Source organism: Erythrobacter ramosus (genome assembly GCF_009828055.1).
Taxonomy (GTDB): Bacteria; Pseudomonadota; Alphaproteobacteria; order Sphingomonadales; family Sphingomonadaceae; genus Erythrobacter; species Erythrobacter ramosus.
Window position 1 is genome coordinate 151329 of the sequence record NZ_WTYB01000003.1, and the last position, 20916, is coordinate 172244.

A 20916-nucleotide genomic window follows, 5' to 3' on the forward strand; every position below is an offset into this window, starting at 1 on the left:
GGGCCCTTTGCTTTGGCGAGAGCGCGGGACGGATGTCCGCCATCAAATGACGCGCCGGCCCTTGACCCCGATCTGCCCGTTTATGCGGATGAAGTAATAGCCGAGCGAGGCCTGCTTGAAGACCACTTTGTCGCCCGGCATGATCGGGGCGATCTTGCGGGGCGGGCTGTTGATTTCCCACACCGCGCCCTCGGCGGTGGTGAAGCGCCAAGTGCGGGGGCCGGTCTGGCGACCGCTGGCGATCGTCGTCTCGAACAGGTCCGAAAGCTCGGCCTCGTCTTTGGGTTCGGCCTTCAACATGTCGATCTCGGGCAAGGTGAGACCAAAAAGTTGGCGCCGTGTCTTGCGCACTTCCTCACGATCAACGAGCCGGACTTCGCCCGCTTCCACCGCGCCGAGCAGCGCGCCAACCTTATCGTCATAGCAGGCCGCGCGCTCGGGCACGCCCGCGATGCTGCGGCAGCCGCGTAAGCCGTCGAGCATAGCAGCAGCCCCTTGCACAGCGGGAACTTGCGCGACCACAGCCGCACCGCCCGCCAACACAAGGGCGAGTGCTACGCCGCCGCGCACCATGCGGCGCTTCGCACCCGGACGTTTCTCTGACTTGCCGATCATGCGCGAATCTCCTTGGCGGTGAGGTGAAGTTCAAGACACAGCAATGACATGGTCAATCTGCAAACTATTGCAGATAAGACACACTGAGCATCCACAGTAATGTAACGAGACTGTAGCCGATCTGCCACAGTCTGCAAGCAACTGTGGCTCGCCCACAATCGGCCAATTGCAGGCAGGAACGCGATTGTCTTAAGCGCCTATCACTACAACGCGGGCACCTCGTTCGCGTGCAACTAGGGGACCTGCAAAATGCAACGCTTCCATAAGGCATCGCTGCTCGCCGGGACGATCATGGCTGGCGCCGTGTTCGCCACTCCGGCCTACGCCCAGACCGAGACTGTTTCGGGTTCGGCTGAAGAAACGACTGAAACAACCTCCATTCTCGTAACCGGTTCGCGCATTCAGCGCAGCGACCTGAACTCGACGAGCCCGGTTACCGTTGTCTCGTCCGAAGAATTCCGGCTGACGGGCGCGGTCAACGTTGAGCAGGTGCTCAACACCCTGCCGCAGGTCCTCCCTGGCGTTACCGGCTTCTCGAACAACCCGGGCAACGGCGCGGTTACGCTCAACATGCGCAACCTCGGCGCCACCCGCACCCTGGTGCTGGTCAACGGCCGCCGCTGGATGTTCTACGATACCAACCAGATCGTCGACCTCAACACCATCCCGCAGTTCCTGCTGGGCGGCGTGGAACTTTCGACCGGCGGCGGCTCGGCCGTTTACGGGTCGGACGCGATCGCCGGTGTCGTCAACTTCAACCTGCGCGACATCGAAGGGCTTGAAGTGGGCGGCAGCTACTCGCTGACCGGCCGCGGCGATGCGGCGCGCTACCAGTTCAACGCCGCGATCGGCTCGGCGTTTGACGATGGCCGCGGTGCGGTGACCATGTTCGCCAACTACACCCGTCGTGATCCCGTGTTCCAAGATGCGCGCGTCTTCTCCGAACGTGCGGCTGGCGACGGCTGCATCGTGCCCGGCAGTACCGGACGCGGTGACATCGGCACCCCGTTCCCAAGTGGTATCGCTGTGGGTACCTGTATCGCCCGTGGCGGTGAACTTGGCTTCGTGCCGCAGGGCTCGGCGACCACGCCGACCGGCACCTTCAACGCTGGCCCGACGGGTGCCCAGTCGACCTACATCTTCAATCCCACTGGCGGCGGTTCGCGTCTGTTCCAGGATCCGGGCGATCTCTTCAACTTCGCGCCCGACAACTACCTGCAGCTTCCGCAGGAACGTTACCTGATCGGCGCCTATGGCCACTACGAGTTCACCGACGGCATCGAAGCCTATTCGGAACTCTCGTTCGTGCGCAACGACGTCGCGACCGAACTGGCACCGACCCCGGCGGGCGTTTCGGCCCCGCTGTTCGTCAATAGCCCGTTCTTCAACGACCAGACCCGTGCGCTGCTTAACCAGAACCCGGCCGACGCGACCCGCGGTGCGCTCTACCGCAACACTCAGGTGAACTTCCGCTTCCAGGACATTGGTTCGCGTAACTCGGACTTCAACCGTGAAGCCTTCCGCGTGCTCGGCGGTGTTCGCGGCGGGATCACCGACAACATCAACTTCGATGCGTACTATTCGTACTCGCGCACGACCAACACCAATATCCAGCAGGGCAACATCGCGCGCAGCCGTTTCATCAACGCGCTGACAACCGAGTTCGTGCCGGGCAGCACCACCCAGTTGCGCTGCGCAGATGCGGCGGCCCGTGCCGCGGGCTGCGTTCCGCTGAACATCTTCGGGACTGGCCTCGCCGACCCGGCGGCGCTGCGTTACCTAGCGATCCAGGCGACCAACATCACAACCTCCGACATGAAAAATGCGGTGGCCTCGGTGAGCGGGACCCTGTTCAACCTCGGTACGGGTGCCGATGACATCGGTTTCGCGTTCGGCGGCGAATACCGCGCGGTGAGCTCGGAGTTCATCCCCGACACCTTCCTCTCTTCGGGCGACGTGCTCGGCTTCAACGCTGGTCTACCGACCTCGGGCGGCTACAACGTCAAGGAAGTCTTCGGCGAAGTTCGTGTTCCGGTGATCGAAGACGGCTTTGTTAATGCCCTCGAGTTCACGGGTGCCTTCCGTTACTCGGACTACTCGCTCCAGCGCGTCGGCGGGACTTGGACCTATAACGTCGGCGGCGAATTTTCCCCGGTCGAGGGCATCCGCTTCCGCGGCATGTACTCGCGTGCCGTCCGCGCGCCGAACGTGCAGGATCTGTTCGGCGGTGCTTCGACCGGCTTCCCCGGTGCGACCGATCCGTGTTCGGATCGTGGTCCGGTGGCCGAGCGTACAGCTGCTCTGCGGGCGTTCTGCATCCAGTCGGGTGTGCCGGATGCTGCCGTGTTCACCCGCGCTGTGCAGCCCAACGCGCAGATCCAGGCCGACTTCGGCGGCAACCCGGATGTGGGCGAGGAAACGTCGGATACCTACACTGCGGGTGTGGTGATTCAGCCGGGCTTCATCCCCCGTCTGAACATCGCCATCGACTACTTCAACATCAAAGTTGAAGACACGATCAACACCCGTCTGGGCGGTCTAGGCAGCGCGCTGTCGCTGTGCTTCAACACCGTGCGGAACTTGCAGGATCCGGCGTGCTCGGCCTTCGTCGGGAAGCGCAACACCGGCACGGGTGCTCTTGGCCTGAACTCAGGCGGGCTTAATCCGTCGCTCGTGCAGGACAACGTCGGTCGTCTCGCGACCGCGGGTATCGATCTTCAGATCGATTACTCGCTGCCGCTCTTCAACGGCGACCTGTCGGTGATGTTCCTCGCCACCTGGCTTGACGAGTTCCGTAACACCCCGGTGGCCCTGCTGCCGCTGCGCGAGAACATCGTCGAGGGCACCTACGGCCTGCCCGACTACCGTCACAACATGCGTGTGACTTACGAGCAAGGCCCGCTGACGGCTTCGGTGCGCTGGCGCTATGAAGGGGCTACGGAAGACTTCCGTGTGCAGAACACCTTCAGCGGCAATGACCGTATCCCGAACAACGCCCTGCCGCTGCGCTCGATCCCTGCTTGGAACTACTTCGATCTCGCTCTCGGGCTCGACGTGGACGAGCGCATGACGATCAACGCAGGCGTTAACAACCTGCTCGACAAGGCGCCCCCGGTTCTGGGTGCGCAGGCCGAACAGGGCAACACCCTGCCGAGCTTCTTTGATGTTCTCGGCCGCGACTTCTTCGTGGGTGTGAACTTCCGCTTCTGATCCCGGTCAGAACCGAAAAACAAGAAAGGGCGGCGGATCAAACGATCCGCCGCCCTTTTCTTTTTTCCCGTGGGGGTCGTCAGCTGGTGGCGCTGACGTCGAATGCCACGGTCATGCGCGTGCCTTGGGAGATCGGGCGGGTGCCGTGGTAGAGCGTGCTCGGAAACAGCACGAGCGTACCGGGCTGCGGGCGGACCGTGTGCAGGCTGCCCAGACCTTCGGCGAGGCCTGGCGGCGGATTGCCGAGTTCAAGCCAGCCGGGCTGGCCTTCGGCTTCCACTTCGTCCGGCACCAGCCAGTAACTTGCCGAGGATAATAGCCCGCGCGGGTGGATATGGGCCGCGTGGTGGCCTTGACCGTCGAGCAGGATCGACCAGCTACCGACAATCGTCCACGGATCGTCTCTGCGTGCAAGCAGAGGGTGGCGGGGATCGGGCGGCGGCATACCGGCGCGATATTCTGCCATCGCTTCGTGAAGAGCCGCTTCGAGCCGCGCGAGTTCTGGTTCGGCGCGTGCGAAAAGTGCCCCTTTGGTCTGGCTGCCTCGCTTGACCGACTGCCCGATCGGCATGGCCGAATGGCGGTGCAGCTGGGTCAGGAGCGCGGTCAGCGCTTCGCGCTCGCTTTCGTCCAGGGAGAGCGGCAGTTGCCGTACCAGCCCGCGCTGTCCGTGGAGCCATTCGTGCCGTGCGTCGCCGCTGAGCCGCCAGCACAGGTCAATGAGCGCCCACGCGACAACATCGCCGGGCCGGGCGGCGCATACCGTGGCCAGTTCAGCCTCCGCCCGCGCGATCTCACCAAGTCGCAGCCAGTTGCGCCCACGCGCGGTCGACCATTCTGGCGTCGCCATCCCTGCGAAAAGATCGAGCACGCCCTGCGCCTCGTCCGCGGCCCCGGCTTCGCCCAGTGCCACCGCCTGAGCCAGCGCAAGAACGGCGTTATCGGGCCAGATTGCGCGCGCGCGAGCGAGGATTGCGGCGCTCTCTGCTGGCCGGTCGACCCCTTCGAGCGTCTCGGACCATGCAAGCCACACGTCTGGCCCCGCGCCTTGCTGCGCCGCGACTTGCGCGAAGTGGTCAGCGAAGTTCGCTTGCTCTCCCGCCGCCCAACGCAGCTCGGCATGCAGCTTGAGCGCTGCGGTCCAGCCGGGCACATGCGTAATGAGCGTCGTCGTGCACTCCAACGCCTCGTCCAGCCTGCCGGCAACTGCGAGTGCCTGCGCGTAATCAAACAGCAGGCTGGGATCGCCGCGGTTGAGGGTCAAAGCCGTTTCTAGCAGGGTGATCGCACTGGGGTCACTGCGTTCGAGAGCAAGCCGAGCGCGGCTGCGGGCGGTCTTAACTCCGCTCGGGTCGAGCGCCACCGCGCGCGCAATGCTCGCTTCGGCCTCATGGTAACGCATGGCTTGCCGCTCGCTGTCGGCACGCACCCGCCAATAGCCCGGATTATGCGCCGCTGCCATTTCGAGCGGAGCGAGCAGCGCGGCGGCGCGGGCGGGCTGGTCCATTCGGCTGAGTGTGATCGCCGCATTGATCCCCGCCTCGACCAGATCGGGTTCCAGCGAAAGCGCCCGTTCGAACAGCGCCAAAGCACGATCCAGCCGCCCCGCTTTGAAATGAAAATTGCCCGCACTGTTGGCGAGCCGTGCATCGTGAGGAAAGTCCGCCAGTCCGCGTGCGTAAAGGGTCTCCGCCTCGGCGTCGCGGCCCTGCGCGGCGAGCTGGCTCGCTGCCAGTGCCACGCTTTGCGCGCTTCCCGTCATCGTGCGCCTCTCAAGGTCACAGGCTGCGCAGCCACCCCGTCACTGCCATCCGCCCGATCGGAGCGAACGGCGGGACGTAGCTGACAAGGTGCGATTGCGGCACGCGAAACAGGTTCAGCGCATTGAAGCGGGGACGGAAACCCTCGATCACGTCGCCCTCGTCATTCAGAAACAGCAGGTAGCCGCCCCAGTCCGGATGCCAGTCGTCGCGCGCAAGGTTCAGCACGTAGGCGACTTCCCAGCCTTCGGCGACATGACTGTCGTTGTGGCGGCCAAGATAGTGGCCGGGCGCGAACAGGGTTGCCTGACCGTCGGCCTTTACGAGGCCTTCGACGCCGGTGACCTTGCGAACCAGTTGGAGGAAGTCGGGGGTGTTGAGGTGTCCAAGCAAAATCTCGTGCGCGCCGCCCGGATCCCAGCCTTCGCGGATCGCCTCAAGGATCGGATAATGCGCGAAGCGGAAGCCATATTCGCCGCGGGCCGAATGCTGTTCGGCGTTCTCCATGGCGTGCCGGAGGGCCTGCTGGCCTTCGGGTGTGCGGCTGCGGGCGCCGCGCATGCTGGCGGGCTTTTCGGTCCCTGCGCCAATCGCGATGCCCCAATCCGTACCCCGTGCCAGCACCATCTGGAGTTCGCTGGCGCTTTCGGGCGTTAGCACATCGCGCAGCTGAACCCGTCCCGTCGCTGCGAAGCGAGCGGCGTAGGCTGGTATGTCGAGCGCCGGATTGAGTTCGAAAAGGGTCTTCATGTTTTCCTGACTAAATCGTCACGTCCGGGCTTACCGCACGCGCCGTCCCTTGACGCCCTTCTGGCCATCGATCCGCAGGAAATAGGCGCTGAACGCGCCGCTCTTGATCTCAAGCGACCTGCCGACTTTGGGCCGCATCAGGCTGGCGGGCATCTCATCGAGCTGCCATTCCGCGCCTTCCGCAGTCGTGATAACGAAGCGGCCGTTGACATTGCGAACCGCTGCAATGGTGGTGTTGAGCGTGGCGAATTCTTCGGCCTGCTCCGGGTCTTCTTTGTCGCTCTTGCCGCCGAAGATGCCGAGATCGGGCAGGGTGAAGCCAAACAGCTTGCGCCGCGCCTCACGCACTTCCTCACGGTCCACGACCCGGACTTCGCCGTCGCTGCTGGCGGCAACCATGGCTGACACTGCGGTGTCATAGCAGGCGAGGCGCTGGGCGGGGTCGGACTTGGACTGGCACTCGCGCAGCGCGGTGACATAGCTGCTCTCGTCCGGGGCGACCTTGTCTTCAGCGGCGAGCGGCGCGCTGGCACCTGCGGCAATCGCAAGCGCCGTGCAGGCAACGGCGGCAGCACGGATACGGGTCATGGTGGTCTCTCCCAGCAAGGGCCATTCAGGCCCTGTCACTCGCGGCCCTGATTACCCCTGCAAGCGGCCCAAAGCAAACCGTCAAACCTCGTAGCCCATCCGTTCCGCCCACGGAGCGAGGATCGGCATCACGGGCGCGAGTTGATCGGCATAGCGCAGCCAGCGCCCACTCGCGCGGGTGTAGAGCTTCTCGCCAATCTGGGCGTAGCTGGCGGTCTTCACTCGGCCGCGTTCCTTCGCGGTTTCCTCATGGGCCAGCAGGCGATCGTTCCAGTCGAGACCCAGCCAAGACACCAGCGGCTGCAACTCGCCGCGGGAATCTTCGACCAGCCGCTCGTAACGCACCGCGTGGGCGTTGATCGGGAACAGGTCGTTCGCGCGGTGCCAGGCGCGGAACACCGCGTCATATGTGCGCGCGGCTTCCTCAAGATCGGTGAAGCTGCGCATCGCGAAATTGAGCGTGAAATTGGCCATGAAGCAGCTCAGCACCACGTCAGCCGGGTGACGCTCGGCGAGGATGAAGCGGGCGTTCGGGAAAATCCGGTGGACCTGCACGGCGCGCGCCATATTGAGCGGGTGCTTGTCGACCAGCCAGCGCTGGCCATCCCATCCGTGGCTCACAGCACTGGCGAAATAAGCCTCGCGGAGCTGCCCGCATTGCTGGGGGTTGAGCGCGGCGAGATCGAAGTCTCCCAGCATCCGCAGGATTTCCGCCATCATCGGGCGTTCTTCCAGCACGTGCAGTTCAGGCAGGCCCATCAACATCGTGTCGAGCAGCGTCGTGCCCGAACGGGGGAAGCCGACCAGGATCACCGGATCGCGCCGCGCCGGATCACTCGCAAGCGGCGGAACCCAGCGCGCGGCCCACTCCGGTGTCCACCGGACCAGATCAGCCTCGACACTTTCCCGGTACGTCGGCCCATGGCGCGGCGGCGCTTCGGCAATGGCGGCGGCGTTCATAGTCTTGAAAGCGGCAAAAGCACGGGGGCCATCGCCGAGCCGCTCGGCGATATTGCCAATCAACGCCGCGCGCCGCATCGGGTGGATCGTTGTGGGGATCGCCTCTGCGTGCCTTGCCGCATCCTCGAACCGCCCCTCGCGCTGGGCGAGCCATGCGTGCAGGAACGCGATCTCAGGCGGGCAGCTTGCGGTGTCGAGGGAAGCGAGGAACGCTGCCAGCGCTTCTGTGCGGTTGGTCGCTTCGTAGAGCCGACCGAGTTCGAGCTGTGCTTCGCCAAAGTCGGGCCAGCGCTGGACTGCTGCTTCCAGCACGGTAATGGCATCGTCGAGCAGTTCGTTATGCGCCAGCGCCATGCCAAGCTCGGTCTGTGCGATACGACTGTCCGGCGCTACCTCTACCGCATCGCGCGCCACCTTGAGGCGCGGTTGGCCCAGATCGGCCTGCCGCAGCACATCGGCGAGGTTGAGATACATTCCCACCTCGTCCGGCTGATAGGTGATCGCGTGTTCGAAGGCGTTGATCGCCTGATCGAAATGGCCGGCAGCAGCGTGGATATTGCCGAGATTGTTCCAGCTGGCCGCATCCGAAGGTTCACCTTGAAGCACGCGGCCATAGGCCTGCACGGCCAGCGCCATCTCACCGCGCTGCTGATGCACCCAGGCTTCGATCCGGGCGAGGGCGGGCAGGTCTGAACCCTGCGCCAGCATCAGCGCCTCGTCCTCACGGCCCGCCGCCAGCAGTGCGCGTGCCAGATCGCCGCGGATCTCGATATCATCGGGACGCAGCCGTGCGAGGGCTTCGAGATGCGTCACCGCGCGCGGTGCATCACCCAATTCAAGCGCGGCGAGGCCAGCAATCGCGAGGAAGGGCGCACCCGCCTCGGTTGCCGCAGCATGGCCCTCTGCCAATGCCAGCGCGCCAGCGGCATCACCAGCTTGGCGCAGGCGGATCGCCTCGGTCAGAGCCGGGGGGAGCGCCGCGGTGGGGGTGGCCTGATACATGTCGCGTCAATCCTGTCGGGGTCGGGCAATATCGAAGGCGACCGTCAGCCGCTCGCCTTGGGGGAAGGGGCGCGTACCATGCCACATGGTGGATGGGAACAGCACCAGACGCCCCGGTTTGGGTTCAATCAATTGGAGCTGCGCGAGGCCCGGCACCAGATCGCGTGCCTCGCCGAGCGAGAGCCATCCCGCATGATCATCCGCCCCCCCATGCCGACCAGCGCCCATCGTTTCGGGCAGCGCGAGGTACAGGGCCGAACTGAACCATCCCTGCGGGTGGACGTGATCGGTGTGAAACCCGGCGTTCTCCAGTCTGACCGACCACGATCCGGCAACCCGGACCGGAGCGCGATTGGCGAGCAGGGTAGGGTGCCCGGCATTAGGTGGGGGAAGTTGGGCGATATGCTGCGCGACGATGGCAAGTAGCCGCGCCTTGAGATCACGGATTGGCGGCTCGGTACGCAGTAGCAGGTTGCCGTCGGTCTGCGTACCGCCGCGGACCGATTGGTCGAGCGGGGCGGCCTTGGCATGATGCAACCCGCGCAAATGGGCAGCCAGCGCGGCGAGTTCTTCGGGCGTAAGGCCGATGTCATAGACCCCGACCAGTCGCGGATCGCCTTCGAGCCAATGCGCACGGGGATCGTCTGTCATGCGCCATGCCAGCGACAGATAGGGCCACAGCGCCAAGGCTCCGGGTTGGCTGACGCGGGGTTCGAGCAACGCAGCAGCGCGCTCTGGTTGGTTCCGGCGGATCAGGTGGCGGGCATACATCCACGCCTCGTTCGGGTCAGCGGGCGGCCCAGCGGCTGCGAAATGCGGATCGGCCGCGTCCAGCTCGCCGCTTTCCGAAGCGATATGTCCGGTGATCAGGCTGAGCCAGCGTTGCGACCGCAGCACCGCCTTCGCCTGTGACGCTGCGGCGCTGGCGCGCGGAAGATCGCGGGCTTGCAAGGCGAGTGAAATGGCGAGGTGGTGCAGTTCGGCTGCGCGCGGATGGTGCGCTAGCGCCGCGCCAACGCTGGCAAGCGGGTCTTCGCCCATCTGTCCGCGCAAACCGGCAAGGCTGCGATGCCCGTCGAGCCAAAGTGGATTAGCGGACAGGATGCTGGTCAGGAGCGCGATGCCCTCCTCTGCACGGCCCTCGGCGAGCAGTGCGGCGGCCTGGCCCAGCAGGATTCCCCCGTCCCGCGGCGCGAGCGGAGCGGCGGCGGCGAACAGGTCATCGGCGGGCAGTCCGGCTTCTAGCGCGGTGCGCGCGCGGGAATGAGCGATCAAGCCATCGCGGGGGGCGAGGGCAGCGGCGGCGCGGAAGGCTTCGTAAGCGGTGAGGCTCTCTCCGCAGGCGCGAGCGGTGAGGCCGAGCAATTGCTGGGACTGCGCATTGTCCGGGTGGCGCGCGGCGAGCCTACGCGCGTGGGGCAGCAGCAATTCGGGAAAATCAGCGTTGATGAGGGCAAGGCCCGCACCCAGCGCGGCAGCAGGGTCAGCCAGCGGAAATTGCGCAATCCGGGCGAGGGCTTCGGCGTGCTGCAAGGTGACTGGTTCCCTGAAACGAAAATGGCGGGCCTTTCGGCCCGCCATCTCGTGTCTAACGGTTCGGACGCTTAGAAATCAAGCGTCACGCCCGCGAACAGGTAGCGACCAAGCGCATCGTAAGTCTGCGCGAAGACGTTGCCGTTACACGGACCCGCCGGGCAAGCCTGCGAACCGGTCGTCGGCGGCGCCTTGTCGAGCACGTTGTTGGCGCCGAGGACGAAGTTGAAGTTGTCCCCTGCGTCGAACGTGAAGGTCAGGTCGAAGTAGTTGACGGCATCAAAGCCGGCAGCACCCGGACGGGCAACACCGCCCGGCGACGGGCCGGTACCACCGGTGTTGCTCAGGTTAGTGTTGGTCGACACGGAGTCGAGACCGACGCCGTCGAAGTAACGCCAGCGCACCGAAGCCCCAATTCCGTTACGGAAGTTGAAGCCCACGCGAGCCTGGTGGCGCCATTCGGGGTTCGGCGAACCGCAAACGTTGCCGTACAAACCGACGCAATCGAAGGTCTGATCCAGACCCGGGATGGTAACTCCGGTGTCGGTAACCAGCTTATCAAGGTAGGTGCCGAGGAAGTTGAAGGTCAAGGTGCCGAGATCACCGATTTCGGTGTTGTAGTTCACCTGACCATCAATACCCGAGGTCTTGAAGCCACCGATGTTCTGCGTCACGTTGGTGGTGAAGCCACCAGCCGAACGCCACAGCGAACCGGTGGGGTCACGGTTGATGAGGCCGCAGAAGAACGGATCCGCCGTTGCGGTACAGGCCGCAAGGATGGTGTCCGAACCGATCCCGCCAATCGCCTGCGCAATGTCGATGTTGAAGTAATCGACGCTGGCGGTGAAGCCGGGCAGGAAGGTCGGGGTGATCACCACACCAGCGGTGTAGGTATCGGCGATTTCGGGCTGCAGGTTGGCATTGCCGCCGACAAAACCGTTATACTGGTCAGCCGGGTTCGGAGCGACGAACTGGCCGACGCTCAGGCCCTGGGCAAGACAGCCGGTGTTGGCAGCAGTCAGGACGAAGCCCGCACAGGGGTCCGACGAACCGTCAAGCGCGACGAGGTTCGGCGCGAACAGATCCTGCACCGTCGGTGCACGCACCGCACGGTTGAAACCACCGCGGATGCGGAAGTCACGGATCGGAGCGAACTCACCTTCGATCTTGAAGGTGTCGGTGTTCACGCCGGTGCTGTAGTCCGAATAACGGTAGCCGCCGGTGACGGTGAAGTCATAGACCCAGCTGTCCTGCGCGATCGGGATACGGACTTCGGTGAAGAATTCCTTCACGTTGAAGCTGCCGCTGACCGGAAGGGTCGCCGCGCCCTGACCAGCAAGGTCGCCGGTGCTGAAGGCGGAGTCCGAGTTGAACTCAAGGCTTTCCTTGCGGTATTCGACACCGAACACCACGTCGACGCCTTGGTCGGCCCAGGGGGTCTTGAGGCCATATTCACCGAGCGAACCCGACAGGAACGCGTTGGCGACCTGCTGGCTCACGACGCCGCGCGAGAAGCCCGGAGTTGCGAGGTAGGCAGTTGCCGCAGCCGACGGGGTCACAGTGCCCGGCGAGAAGATGTCCCACGGCACGCAGTTCGGGTCCGTACCGTCGAGCGTCGAACGGCAAACCGGTGTACCGCCGGGGCCGGCGACGACATCGATGGCGCGGCCAAGACGGGTGACCGAGAAGTCGTTCAGGTAGGTCTGGGCGTAGTTGTTACGACCATACTGGTAGAACGCATCATACGACCAAGCCGGCGACAGATCACCCTTCACACCGATGACGGCGCGATAGCTGACATGCTGGAGATCGTCCTGACGGCCGCCACCTTCAACGTTACGACGCAGGATCTGAGCGAAACCACGGTTGTAGCTGGTGCCGTCGATCTGATTGACGAAGTTGAACGGAGTGGTCGGCAGCAGCGGCTCGCCAAGGCCACGCGCCACGCGGGCGGCGTTTTCAGCGGCAACGTTGCCGGTCACGATGAAGGCGTTACTCGGCAGCGGGCTGACGAGCAGGTTGGCGTTGTTGCACAGGGCAGCGCGCTGACCGGCACCCAGCAGCGGGTTGTCGCAGTTGATCGACAGGGTGTTGCCGAAGTTACCCGACGGAGCGATCTGGGCAACCGTACGGTCGTCCATGAACATGAACTCCATGTACGGCTTGATCGCGCTCGAGATTTCGTAATCGGCGAACAGGCCGGCAGTGTAACGTTCGTCCGGGCGCTGGAAGTAGTTCAGCGGACCGAAGTTGAACGGCGTGGTGCCGCCGAGCAGCGTACGGTTCGGGCCGAACTGCGCGAGGGTCGAGGTGAAGTCGGCGCCGAAGCCTTCGTTGTAGAACACGGTGCCGGTGGCCGAGGTGGCCGAGCCGCCGCAGTTGTACTGGCGACCAAGGGTCGTAGTGGCAGCGGCAGTGTTCGCCGAGAGCGAACAAGCCGAGTAATCGCGGCGAGCCTGCAGCACCGGATCGATCTTGCGGTAGCCGAGATAGGCAGTGACGCGGCCACGGCCATCGTCAAAGCTGCTGCCGAAGGCGAGGGTGCCATCAAAGGTGCCGCCATCGGTGACCATGCCGGTCGGGTAGCCGAAGCGACGCGCGTCATTGGCGCCGCGAACGTCGGCCGAGGCGCGGTTGTTGTGGTTGAAGGTACCGTAGTTGAGGTTGACCTTGAACCCTTCGAAGTCGGTATCGAGGACAAAGTTCACAACGCCCGCGACCGCGTCCGCACCATACACCGACGAAGCACCGCCGGTCAGCACGTCGACGCGCTCGATCAGAGCGGCCGGAATCATGTTGATGTCGGGCGACGAAGTCGACGGCGTGCCCGGCGCCATGCGGCGACCGTTAACGAGGACCAGCGTACGCTCGGAACCGAGGCCGCGCAGATCGAGGGTCGCCGTGCCGGTCGAACCGTTCGAGACGTTACCGCCCTGGCCCGCGAAAACCTGCGGCAGCGAGTTGATGAGATCTTCCACGCGGGTCGTACCGGTGAGGGCGAATTCCTCGGCGGTCACGACGGTTACGGGGCTGGCCGATTCCAGGTTCGGCGAACGCAGACGGGTGCCGGTGACGACAATGCCCTGACCCGGCTCTTCAGCCTCTGCGGTGCTATCGGTGGTAACGTCGGCATCCTGCGCGTAGGCAGGAGCGGCGACAGTCAGGGCGATGACGGCAGTTGCCGCACCAGCCTTGAGAAGCGCGTGCTTCTTCATGGTGGTCTTCCTCCTCTAGGTTTGACCAAGTCAATTTACACTTCAAACGTCAAGGGCGCGCGACAAAACCGAGCCGGTGCCCTCTCCGACCTGCCGAATGCTCCTTGCCTTTGCGCAGTGCAAACGCAATTCGCCCGGACCTGCCCGCTTGCGCACCGCGTGTTACGCATCTGCAACAGTTGGAAGTTACCCGATCGCACAGGAGAGCCCGGCATTCTGTCACTTTTGCCCGCTTGATTTGCGCATGGGCCTCCAATAGGCGCATTCCCACAAGCGAGTGGCGAAGCGAAACTGATTAAGCGCCGCACGCTCGGCCCCTTCGCGGGGGCCTGCCCAAGGAGAGAGACATGACCACAGCCTATATTGTCGAAGCCGTCCGCACCGCCGGTGGGCGCCGCGGCGGGCGTTTGGCCGGGGTGCACCCGGTTGACCTGCTGGCGAAATCATTGGACGCGATCGTCGAGCGCAGCGGGATTGATCCGGCCGCGATCGATGACGTCGTGACCGGATGCGTGTCCCAGGCGGGTGAGCAGGCGATGCAGGTTGGCCGCATGGGCGTGCTCGCCTCGAAGCTGCTCCCGCAATCGACTCCGGCGGTGACGATTGATCGCCAGTGCGGTTCGAGCCAGCAGGCGATCCAGTTCGCCGCGCAGGCGGTGATGAGCGGAACACAGGACGTTGTCATCGCCAGCGGCGTCGAAAGCATGACCCGCGTGCCGATGGGCTCCAACGTGACGCTGCACATGAAGGAAGGCCTGTTTGCCAAGGCCGCCGGGCTTGAGGAAAAGTTCCCCGGCATCAACTTCAGCCAGTTCGTCGGCGCCGAGATGATCGTCAAGAAGCACGGCTTTACCAAGGACGATCTCGACCGTTTTGCCTATAGCAGCCACCAGAAGGCCATCGCCGCGACCAAGGCTGGCGCGTTCGAGCGTGAGATCGTCGTCATCGAGATCGAGACTGCCGAAGGCACCCAGTTTCACGCCATCGACGAAGGTATCCGCTTCGATGCGACGCTGGAAGGCATTGCGGGGGTCAAGCTGATCAGCCCTGATGGCGCGCTGACGGCGGCCTCGGCAAGCCAGATCTGCGACGGTTCCTCGGCTGTGCTGGTGGTGTCCGAAGCGGCGCTCAAGGCCCACGGCCTGACCCCGCTCGCTCGCATCCACAACCTGACCGTGACTGCGGGTGATCCGGTGATCATGCTGGAAGAGCCGCTGTTTGCGACTGACCGTGCGTTGCAGCGTGCAGGCCTGACCATCGACGACATCGACCTTTACGAAGTCAACGAAGCCTTCGCGTCTGTCCCGCTGGCATGGCTCAAGCACACCGGCGCCGATCCGGCCAAGCTCAACGTCAACGGCGGCGCGATTGCGCTGGGCCACCCTCTGGGTGCGAGCGGCACCAAGCTAATGGCGACGCTTGTTCACGCCCTGCGCGCGCAGGGCAAGAAGTACGGCCTTCAGACCATGTGCGAAGGCGGCGGTGTCGCCAACGTCACGATCATCGAGGCGCTTTAGAATTTATCTGTCACCCCGGCGCAGGCCGGGGCCCGGGGCCGCAAGCGCCCACCTATTCGCTCGAGATCCCGGCCTTCGCCGGGACAACGAAATTTGATTGAGAGGACGATACAATGGAAGTTTCAGCCAACACCCCCGCCGTCGTCACCGGCGGTGCCTCGGGCCTCGGTGCCGCCACGGCGCGTGCGCTGGCGGCCAAGGGCGCCAAGGTCGCGATCTTCGACATGAACGAGGAAAAGGGCGAAGCGCTCGCCGCGGAAATCGGCGGCGTGTTCTGCAAGGTCAATGTGACCAGCGATGAAGATGTCGATGCCGGTTTCACCAAGGCGCGCGCGGCCCACGGGCAGGAGCGTATCTTGGTGAACTGCGCGGGGATCGGCAACGCGATCAAGACTGCCAGCCGTTCCAAGGAAGATGGCTCGATCAAGCACTTCCCGATTTCGGCGTTCGATTTCGTGATCCAGGTCAACCTGATCGGCACCTTCCGCTGCATCGCCAAGTCGGCGGCCGGGATGATGAGCCTCGACCCGATGGATGAATTCGGTGAGCGCGGTGCGATCGTCAATACCGCGTCGGTTGCGGGTGAAGACGGCCAGATCGGTCAGGCGGCGTACTCGGCGTCGAAGGCCGGTGTGATCGGCATGACCCTGCCCATCGCCCGCGATCTCATGAACGAAGGCATCCGCGTCAACACCATTCTGCCGGGTATCTTCGACACCCCGCTGCTCGCCGCCGCGCCGCAGAACGTGCGCGATGCGCTGGCTGCCAGCGTGCCGTTCCCCAAGCGCCTGGGGATGCCGGTGGAATATGCCAAGCTCGCCATGACCATGATCGAAACCGGTTACTTCAACGGCGAAGACGTGCGTCTGGATGGCGCGATCCGCATGGCGCCGCGTTAAGCGTCAGCCCGTCATTACGACACAAGGAAAGCCCTCGCTTTTGCGGGGGTTTTCTTTTGTCCGCAGCGTGGCATCAAAGGAAGCACATAAGGAGAGGGATTTCGCATGACCGAGTACACCCAGATCATCGTCACCAAGGCCGATGGCATCGCCACCATTACCCTCAACCGGCCGGAAAAGATGAATGCCTACACCCGCACCATGGGTGAGGAGATCATCGCGGCGATGGACGATATCGACGCCGATGATGCGGTGCGGGCGGTGATCTTCACCGGCAGCGGCGAACGGGCATTCTGTGCGGGCGCTGACCTCACGCCTGAAGGCGGTGGGCAGGTGTTTTCCGATCCCACGCAGGTCGACGACCTGTCCGATGCCCGCGTGCGTGACGGTGGGGGGCTGCTGACGCTCAGGCTGTTTGAATCGAAAAAGCCGCTCATCTCCGCCTGCAACGGCGTTGCCGTGGGCGTGGGCGCGACGATGCAGCTGGCGATGGACATCCGCCTTGCCAGCAGCACCGCGCGTTATGGCTTCGTGTTCGCTCGGCGGGGGATCGTGCCCGAGGCCGCGTCGAGCTGGTTCTTGCCGCGCCTTGTCGGCATCGCGCAGGCGCTGGAATGGTGCTACACTGGCCGCATCTTCGATGCCGAGGAAGCCAAGACGGGTGGGCTGGTGCGCTCCATCCATGCACCCGCCGATCTGCTGCCCGCCGCCCATGCGCTCGCCCGCGAGATTGCGGACAACACCTCGGCGATTTCGGTCGCCATGACGCGGGCGATGATGTGGCGACTGTCCAGCGCCGATCACCCGATGGAAGCGCACAAGATCGACAGCCGCGCGATCTATCGCCTCAGCCGCGCCGGCGACGCGAAGGAGGGGATCGCCAGCTTCCTCGAAAAGCGCAGCCCCAGCTATCCCGGCAAGGTCAGCGCCGACATGCCAGATTTCTACCCCTGGTGGGACGCGCGCCCTTATGAGTGAGGCGGCTGGCGATCTGGCCGGGTTCCTGCCTTACCAGCTTTCGGTCGCTTCCAACGCGGTCAGCAGCCTGATTGCCGAGCGGTATCGCAAGCGGTTCGGGCTGAAGATCCCCGAATGGCGGGTGATGGCGGTGCTGGGCGATGCGGGCCAGATGACCCAGCGCGCACTGACCGCCGCGACCGTGATGGACAAGGTCGCGGTCAACCGCGCGGTCAAGGTGCTGGAAGAGCGCGGGCTGATCGCGCGGGTCCCCAATCCCGAGGATGGCCGTTCGCACCTCCTGGCGCTGACGGGTGAGGGCCGGGCGATCCATGCCGAAGTCATGCCGCTCGCCCGCGCGACCGAGCGTGAGCTGCTGGCCGATCTGGCGCCCGGCGATGAGGAGGCGCTGCGACGTCTGCTTGCGAGCCTGCGGGCCCGCGCCATGCGACTTGCGCGCTATACGGATGAAGGGCCGGAGTAGGGATAATCCCACTCCGGCCCTTCGGGGGTTGGCTCGGTTGTCTCGTTGCTATTTGATCAGGTTGTCCGAGATCGAACAGGCTGCTGGACCAAGAATAACCACGAACAGCGTCGGCAGAATGAACACGATCAGCGGCACGGTCATGATCGCAGGCAGACGCGCGGCCTTTTCCTCGGCGCGCATCATGCGCTCGTTGCGGAATTCGGCCGAGAGCACACGCAGCGCGGACGCGAGCGGGGTGCCGTAGCGTTCGGTCTGGATCATGGTCGTCACCACGCCTTTCACCGCTTCCAGATTGACGCGGTAGGCGAAGTTGTTGAACGCCATCTTGCGTTCGTTGAGGAAGCTCAATTCGATCGCGGTCAGGGCGAATTCGTCGCCCAGTTCCGGATAGGCGCGACCCAGTTCCTTGGCGACGCGGTTGAAGGCGGCGTCCACGGTCAGACCGGCTTCGGCGCAGATCACCAGCAAGTCGAGCGCGTCCGGCAGGCCCTTCTGGATTTCCTTGGTGCGCTTGCTCGCCTTGTTCTTGAGGTAGATCTCCGGTCCTTTGTAGGACAGGAACACGGCGCCGCCGAACACGGCGAGGCGCTTTATCGGACCCCAGTCGGGCCAGAAGTCGATCCAATAGATCAACAAGCCCAAGATGATGCCCACCACCACCGGAAGGATCGCGCGGGCGCCGATGATCAGCACCGCGAGTTCTTTGTTGCGGTAGCCAGCGTGCGCCATCTTCTGCTGGATTACCTTGATCTGGCTTTCCTGAAGCACGTTTAGGCGGCCAAGGCTGTCCTTGACGCGGTCAGTCGTGTCGGTGCGGCGTACCAGACTTGTGCGCTTCTTCGACGCCGAGGTGACGATCCCGGCCTTCAGCTGTTCACGCCGCGCCTCAAGCGCTTTGACGCGCTTGGCCATCGGATCACGGATCGTGACCGCAGCATAGATCGCCAGCATCACGGCAAAGGCGGCCAGGCCAGCCAGCAGCGTGCCGACGAGGACGACGTCGAAGCCAAGCAGGGTCGGGCCGGTGGGTTGGTTGATCATGATGTTTTGCCCCCCGCCATCAGATTTCGAAATTGACCATCTTGGCCATCAGCAGCACGCCCACGCCCATCCACACGCCGGCACCTAGGCCGGTGACGATCAGGCGATCGTCGGTAAAGAAGTTACCCATGTATTCCGGGTTGATCGCGGTGATCGCACCGAACACGAGGAACGGCAGCGAACCGACGATGTAGGCCGAGGCCTTGGATTCCGAGCTCATCGCCCGGATCTTGAGCTTCATCTGCGCGCGCTGGCGCAGCACGTTGGCGAGGTTCGACAGGGTTTCGGCAAGGTTGCCCCCCGTTTCGCGCTGAATCGCCAGAGTGATGGTGAAGAAGTTGAACTCGGCGATGCCCAGCTTGTCGGCGGTATCCTGGAGGGCGTCCTCCATGGTCTTGCCGACCTTGATGCGGTCGATCACGGTCTTGAACTCTTGACCAACCGGGCCGGGCACTTCGGTCGAGACGATGCCGAGCGTCTCGGTCACCGGCAAGCCAGAGCGCAGGCCGCGCACCAGGAGTTCAATTCCGTCTGGGAATTTGGTGATAAAGGCATTGGTGCGCTTGTTGATGAGGTAGCCGACCACCATGTGCGGCAGGCCCGCGCCAACCACCAAGCCGACCCCGAGCGACAGCAGCGGCGCGCGGCTGAGCACGAATATCACCACCGCGATCCCGACCGCCAGGCCGAGCGACATGTAGCCATATTGCGATACAGTCCAGTTCTTGCCCGTGCGGTTCAAGCGCATGGCCAGCGCTTCGGTACGCGAGCCCGAGCCTGCGACGCGATAGGTCTTGGGCTTGCGGGCAGCGACAGCGCGCTTGAACTGCGCATCAACCTTGGCATCGACGCTTTCCGAATGGCGGTAGCGTAGCGCCTGCATCCGACGCTTCTGCGCCTTGGCCGCGCCCGAACCGGCGATCACCGCGTAGGCCAAGACCAGCACGGAGAAGATCACCAGCGTGATGAGCAGGGTTTGGATAATGGCCATGTCTAAGCTTCCTGCCTGGTTCCGCCGGGCTGCGGCGGCGCAAATCCTGTATCACTGCGTCGGCTGCGGGACGTCTGAGCGCCCCGCGCCGTGTGCGCAGATATCGGTCAGTCGGCCTTCGTGAGGTCGACCTTGGGCTTCTTGGCGAGCATTGCCTTGAAATCGAAGTTGCCGAGCAGCGACTTCTTTTCTCCGCCCGTCGCAAGGGTGTCTTCCGTGCTCACGCCCATCACGCGCTCGGCGATTTGCCGGATCGCGGCGGTCGCCTTGCTTGAACGGTTGGCATCGACGAACACCTGACCCAGCTTGGCCGCGTTCGAGGCCGCCTTGATGTCGTAAGGCACCACGAAGTCGACCTTGCGTTCGATCGAAGCCTCGAAATCGGCTTTGCTGATCTCGGCGAGGGCGGGCTGCACCTTGTTGGCGACGATCATCGGATGCGCATGGCTCGCGTTGGCCTTGAGCCACGAGAGAATGCGGATCGTGTCGCGCGCCGAGGCCAGCGTCAGCTCGCAGGTCAGCACCACCAGATTCACATCAGCCAAAAGCTGCGGGAAGTTGATGAGCATGTTGCGCGGCAGATCGATCACGGTCATTTCGAACGCTTGGCGGAATTCATCCTCCAGTTGCACGAATGCCGAACCATCGGTCATCAGCGGCTGGTTGATCGGCGCTTCGGCCGACAGGATCGACAGGTTATCACCGGCGCGCACCATCGCCCGTTCGATGAACAGCGGGTCGATCCGGCTCGGGTTTTCGATCGCGTCGGTCAGGCCCCGGCCCGGCTCTAGATCCAACGCCAGCGCGCCGGTGCCGAAGTGGACGTCGAGGTCGAGCAGGGCGGTCGCCGCCTTGTGCTGTTCGGCGAACAGCCACGCCAGCGAAGTCGCCAGCGTCGAAGCACCCACGCCGCCGCGCGTCCCGACCACGGCGGTCGAGATGTGACGCTTGGCCGCATCGGCATCGCCCGCCTTGGGCGACATGAACACCGCAAGCGCCTGATTGAGCGCATCATGCACCTGCTGCGCCGACAATGGCTTGAGTAGGTAATCGTGGATCCCGCTCGAAAGCAGATCACGATAAAGGCGCACATCGTTGACCTGGCCGATGGCGATCACCACCGTGCCCGGCTCGCACACTTCGGCGAGCGCGTTGATGTCGTTAAGCGGGTCGCCGCTTTCCGACAGGTCAACCAGCAGGATCGCAGGAGAAGCGCTGACCGAAAGCGATTGCACCGCGTTGCGCAGGCCGCCCTTGTTGCACTTTTCCGGCTGCCAACCGAGTTCGATCACAACGGGACGGATCACATCCAGCGCATTATCATCGCAGATATAGGCCGCGAAAGGATCACGATTGCCGGGCAAGCCCGATTTCCAGGGAGCATTCATGGC

At 64.2% G+C, this 20916-nt stretch carries 15 protein-coding genes; 5 read left to right on the plus strand and 10 right to left on the minus strand.

Features of this window, described 5'->3' with window-relative positions:
• Positions 1-42 precede the first annotated feature (42 nt).
• Positions 43-615 carry a hypothetical protein gene (locus tag GRI59_RS13445; RefSeq protein WP_160761758.1) on the minus strand — a complete coding sequence of 191 codons (573 nt, stop codon included), beginning with the start codon at positions 613-615 and terminating at the stop codon, positions 43-45.
• A 249-nt stretch (positions 616-864) separates the two neighbouring features.
• On the opposite strand from GRI59_RS13445, the gene GRI59_RS13450 reads away from it, so the two are divergent.
• Complete coding sequence (locus GRI59_RS13450; RefSeq protein WP_160761759.1) at positions 865-3825, plus strand: TonB-dependent receptor domain-containing protein; 2961 nt, start codon at positions 865-867, stop codon at positions 3823-3825.
• Positions 3826-3904: 79 nt separating this feature from the next.
• Here GRI59_RS13450 and GRI59_RS13455 read toward each other — a convergent pair whose 3' ends face one another.
• From GRI59_RS13455 to GRI59_RS13480, 6 genes are all read right to left on the minus strand, one after another.
• Positions 3905-5566: a tetratricopeptide repeat protein gene (locus GRI59_RS13455; RefSeq protein WP_160761760.1), complete on the minus strand. Its 1662-nt coding sequence runs from the start codon at positions 5564-5566 to the stop codon at positions 3905-3907.
• A 37-nt stretch (positions 5567-5603) separates the two neighbouring features.
• Positions 5604-6335: a 2OG-Fe(II) oxygenase gene (locus tag GRI59_RS13460; protein ID WP_160761761.1), complete on the minus strand. Its 732-nt coding sequence runs from the start codon at positions 6333-6335 to the stop codon at positions 5604-5606.
• A 30-nt stretch (positions 6336-6365) separates the two neighbouring features.
• On the minus strand, positions 6366-6923 hold the full coding sequence (locus GRI59_RS13465; protein WP_160761762.1) for a hypothetical protein: 558 nt from the start codon (positions 6921-6923) through the stop codon (positions 6366-6368).
• Positions 6924-7004: 81 nt separating this feature from the next.
• Positions 7005-8885, minus strand: a complete 1881-nt coding sequence (locus tag GRI59_RS13470) for a tetratricopeptide repeat-containing sulfotransferase family protein (protein WP_160761763.1) — start codon at positions 8883-8885, stop codon at positions 7005-7007.
• Positions 8886-8891: 6 nt separating this feature from the next.
• Positions 8892-10418 (minus strand): putative 2OG-Fe(II) oxygenase, encoded by a 1527-nt coding sequence (locus GRI59_RS13475; protein WP_160761764.1) that lies wholly within the window; start codon positions 10416-10418, stop codon positions 8892-8894.
• 71 nt (positions 10419-10489) lie between these two features.
• Positions 10490-13633 (minus strand): TonB-dependent receptor domain-containing protein, encoded by a 3144-nt coding sequence (locus tag GRI59_RS13480; RefSeq protein ID WP_160761765.1) that lies wholly within the window; start codon positions 13631-13633, stop codon positions 10490-10492.
• Between the two features lie 347 nt (positions 13634-13980).
• Between GRI59_RS13480 and GRI59_RS13485 the strand changes: the two genes are divergently transcribed.
• The 4 genes from GRI59_RS13485 to GRI59_RS13500 all read left to right on the plus strand — a co-directional run bounded on the left by GRI59_RS13485 (position 13981) and on the right by GRI59_RS13500 (position 17490).
• On the plus strand, positions 13981-15150 hold the full coding sequence (locus tag GRI59_RS13485) for an acetyl-CoA C-acetyltransferase (RefSeq protein ID WP_160761766.1): 1170 nt from the start codon (positions 13981-13983) through the stop codon (positions 15148-15150).
• Between the two features lie 113 nt (positions 15151-15263).
• Positions 15264-16049 (plus strand): SDR family NAD(P)-dependent oxidoreductase, encoded by a 786-nt coding sequence (locus GRI59_RS13490; RefSeq protein ID WP_160761767.1) that lies wholly within the window; start codon positions 15264-15266, stop codon positions 16047-16049.
• A gap of 105 nt (positions 16050-16154) precedes the next feature.
• Positions 16155-17027, plus strand: coding sequence for a crotonase/enoyl-CoA hydratase family protein (locus tag GRI59_RS13495; RefSeq protein WP_160761768.1), 873 nt, complete (start codon positions 16155-16157; stop codon positions 17025-17027).
• Positions 17020-17490, plus strand: coding sequence for a MarR family winged helix-turn-helix transcriptional regulator (locus GRI59_RS13500; protein WP_160761769.1), 471 nt, complete (start codon positions 17020-17022; stop codon positions 17488-17490). The genes GRI59_RS13495 and GRI59_RS13500 overlap by 8 nt, the downstream gene beginning before the upstream one ends.
• 48 nt (positions 17491-17538) lie before the next feature.
• Here the strand turns inward: GRI59_RS13500 and GRI59_RS13505 are convergent, their stop codons facing one another.
• From GRI59_RS13505 to GRI59_RS13515, 3 genes are all read right to left on the minus strand, one after another.
• On the minus strand, positions 17539-18534 hold the full coding sequence (locus GRI59_RS13505) for a type II secretion system F family protein (protein ID WP_160761770.1): 996 nt from the start codon (positions 18532-18534) through the stop codon (positions 17539-17541).
• A 19-nt stretch (positions 18535-18553) separates the two neighbouring features.
• Entirely contained in the window at positions 18554-19525 is a 972-nt protein-coding gene (locus GRI59_RS13510; RefSeq protein WP_160761771.1) for a type II secretion system F family protein, read from the minus strand.
• A 107-nt stretch (positions 19526-19632) separates the two neighbouring features.
• A complete protein-coding gene (locus tag GRI59_RS13515) occupies positions 19633-20913 on the minus strand; it encodes a pilus assembly protein CpaE (RefSeq protein ID WP_160761772.1) in 1281 nt (426 codons plus the stop codon).
• Positions 20914-20916 lie beyond the last annotated feature (3 nt).